General features: G+C 75.6%; 3 protein-coding genes. 2 read left to right on the forward strand and 1 reads right to left on the reverse strand.

Annotated features, from left to right (window positions below; translation table 11 throughout):
- Positions 1-115 precede the first annotated feature (115 nt).
- Complete coding sequence (locus tag ACJOT3_RS33850; protein WP_406977208.1) at positions 116-871, forward strand: TNT domain-containing protein; 756 nt, start codon at positions 116-118, stop codon at positions 869-871.
- Here ACJOT3_RS33850 and ACJOT3_RS33855 read toward each other — a convergent pair.
- Entirely contained in the window at positions 856-2,385 is a 1,530-nt protein-coding gene (locus ACJOT3_RS33855) for an MFS transporter (protein ID WP_406977209.1), read from the reverse strand. The two genes, ACJOT3_RS33850 and ACJOT3_RS33855, sit on opposite strands and share 16 nt — an antisense overlap.
- A 71-nt stretch (positions 2,386-2,456) precedes the next feature.
- On the opposite strand from ACJOT3_RS33855, the gene ACJOT3_RS33860 reads away from it, so the two are divergent.
- Positions 2,457-2,933: TetR/AcrR family transcriptional regulator (locus ACJOT3_RS33860; protein ID WP_406977210.1), on the forward strand; the 477-nt coding region annotated here is incomplete at its 3' end.

Consider the following 2,933-nt stretch of genomic DNA (forward strand, 5'->3'; position numbering starts at 1 on the left):
CGGGGTCCCGGCCATCGCCGTTCCCGGGCGCACCCCGGTCATGCTTGACTACGTTCTGCAATCATTCGACGGCGCTCGGTAATTTCGGGTGTCGGTGACGAACGGAGTCCGACCGGTGAAGTCCCGCCTGACCGCGGGGGCCGCCGCCCTCGCCCTGCTGGCCGTGGCCGCCCCCGCCCACGCCGCTCCCCCGCCCGTCCCCGCCGGGGTCCCGGCCGCTCCCGCCGAGATCCCGGCCGTTCCCGCCGGGGTCCGGGCCGACTGCCCCGTGCTCGACCCGCCGCCCACCGCCGAGGACCTGGAGCGGTACCTGTGCGGCGACCGGCGGCTCGGCCCGGCCGAGCTCCCCGGGCAGGGGCCGGTGGCGGAGCTGCTGGAGGGCTACGACCGGCTGGGCGGGCTGACCCCGGCCGGGTTCCTCGACCGCTGGTGGGGGCCGGACGGCTGGGAGTACCCCGACCACATGGGCTTCGAGGTCGTGGACGGGGAGCCGGTCACCGAGACCGCCGTCCTCCCCGAGGGGTGGATGCTGGACCGGTTCGGGTCGCCCTGGGGCACGTTCCTGGCCCCGGCGGGCGCCCCGTACGCGCGGCGGGCGCTGCCGCCGGACTCGCTGAACACCTGGCCGGACGGGCCGGAGAACAACTACACCTGCTTCGAGGTGGTGGACGAGCTGCCCGTGCTGACCGGCCCGATCGCCCCGCACTTCGAGCAGCCGGGCGGCGGCGAGCAGGTGCTGGTCCCGGCCGGGGGCCTGCCCGAGCCGGTCGACGCCGGGTACGCCCGCGTCAACGAGCTCCTCGACCTGGGCTACCTGGAGTCCCGCCCGGTCGAGGAGTGCGTGGCGTTCCCCGGCTACGCGCTGCCCTGATCCTCCCGCCCGGGGGCCGGTTCGCCGGTCCCCGGGGGCAGGCGGCGCAGGGAGACGGCGACCGACAGGGCCACGGCGGCCAGGGTGACGGCCCCGGCCAGCGCCGCGGTGACGATCCCGGAGGTCTGAGCGGCGAAGGCGGCCGCCAGCAGGGCGTCCGGATCCGCCGCCTCCGCGGCCCGGGCCAGCGCCCCGGCGACGGTCTCGGCGGCCGGGCCGGTCACCCCCGCGGCCTCCATGGCCGAGCGGTACACGGAGGCGGCCACCGTGCCCAGGACCGCGATGCCGGTGGCGGCCCCGAACTCGGTGCTGGTCTCGGAGATCCCGGCGGCGGCCCCCGCCCGCTCGGGCGGCGCGGTGGCCAGCACAAGGGTGTTGGCCAGGGTCCCCACGACCCCGATGCCGAAGGTGAGCACGGTGTAGCCGCCGATGAGCACCGCCAAATGCGTGTCCGGCTCCAGGGTCGCCACGACGCCGAAGCCGGCGGCGCCCAGGCCCAGCCCGGCGGCCATCAGGAGCCCCGGGCGGGCCCGGTGGGCGAGCGCCCCGGCCAGGACCGCCCCGGCCAGGGTCCCGGCGAAGGCGGGCAGCGCGTACAGGGCCGCCTCCAGTGGGCTCAGGCCGTGCACGGTCTGGAGGAACGTGAAGGTGAGCAGGCCCAGCCCGGCCGCGGCGAAGGACACCGCGGTGTTGCCGCCCACGGCGGCGGCGAAGGCGGGCCGGGCGAACAGGCCCACGTCGATGAGCGGGTGGGCGGCGCGGCGCTGGCGGACGACGAACGCCGTCAGGAAGGCCGCGCCGACCAGCAGGGAGAGGCCGCCCCAGGGGTCGGCGCCGTGTTCGGCGAACCGTTTGACGGCGTTGACCAGGCCCAGCACCGCGATCAGCGAGGCGGCGGCGCCGGGGAGGTCGAACCCGCCGGGCCGGGGGTCGCGGGACTCCGGGATCAGGAAGGGCGCGCCGATCAGGAGCAGCGCCATGAACGGCAGGTTGACCAGGAACACCGCGTTCCACGGGAGGTACGCCAGCAGCGCCCCGCCCAGGACCGGGCCTAGGACGCTGCCGCCGGTGAAGGCGACGGTCCAGGCGCCGACGGCGGCGGCGCGCTCGCGGGGGTCGTCGAACATCGCGCGGATGAGGGACAGCGTGGAGGGAGCGAGGGTGGCCCCGGCGGCGCCGAGCAGGACACGGCCCGCGATGAACCAGCCGGGGGTGGGGGCCAGGGCGAGCAGGGCGGAGGCGGCTCCGAAGAGGGCGGCCCCGGCGAGGAGCAGCCGACGGCGGCCGATGCGGTCGCCGAGGCCGCCCATGGCGACCAGGAGCCCGGCCAGGACGAAACCGTAGACGTCCATCATCCACAGCCACTGGGTGGCGGTGGGGGCGAGTGCCGCGGAGATGGCGGGGGCGGCCACGAACAGGATCGACAGGTCCATGGACACGAGCAGGGCCGGCAGGAGCAGGAAGACCAGTCCGGCCCGGGCGCGGGCGGCGGTGGGTGGGCGTGTGGCCGTCATGGGCTTGATCGTACGTACGTCAAAATTCGGCGTCAATATGTACGTACGTCTAAAACTGGTAGCCTGCGCCCATGAGCCAACGTGAGGACCTGCTCGCCGGAGCGCGGCGCTGCCTGGTCGAGAAGGGCTACGCCAAGACCACCGCGCGCGACATCGCCGCCGCCTCCGGGGCGCACCTGGCCTCCATCGGCTACCACTTCGGGTCCAAGGACGCGCTGATGAGCGCCGCGGTGCTCCAGGCCAGCGGCGAGTGGGGCGACGTCTTCGAGCGGGCGGTACGCGCCTCCCGTGCCCAGGCCCCCGACGACCGGGTGCGGGTCCTGCTCACCTCGCTGCTGGAGACCCTGCCCGAGCAGCGCGACCTGCTGGTCGCGAGCATCCAGGCCTTCACCCAGGCCCAGTTCGACGAGGACATGCGCACCGCCCTGGCCGCCGGGATCGAGGAGGGCCGCAGGGAGCTGGCCGCGCTCGTCCTGGACGTCCCCGCGGAGGAGCTCGACGCGGCCACCGTCGCCGGGGTGGGCTCCATGGTCTACAACCTCGTGACC

Source organism: Nocardiopsis protaetiae, assembly GCF_045446735.1.
Classification (GTDB): domain Bacteria; phylum Actinomycetota; class Actinomycetes; order Streptosporangiales; family Streptosporangiaceae; genus Nocardiopsis; species Nocardiopsis protaetiae.

Coding starts and splice junctions, on each gene's coding strand:
- ACJOT3_RS33855 (WP_406977209.1), bottom strand. CDS start 2,385: ATGACGGCCACACGCCCACCCACCGCCGCCCGCGCCCGGGCCGGACTG.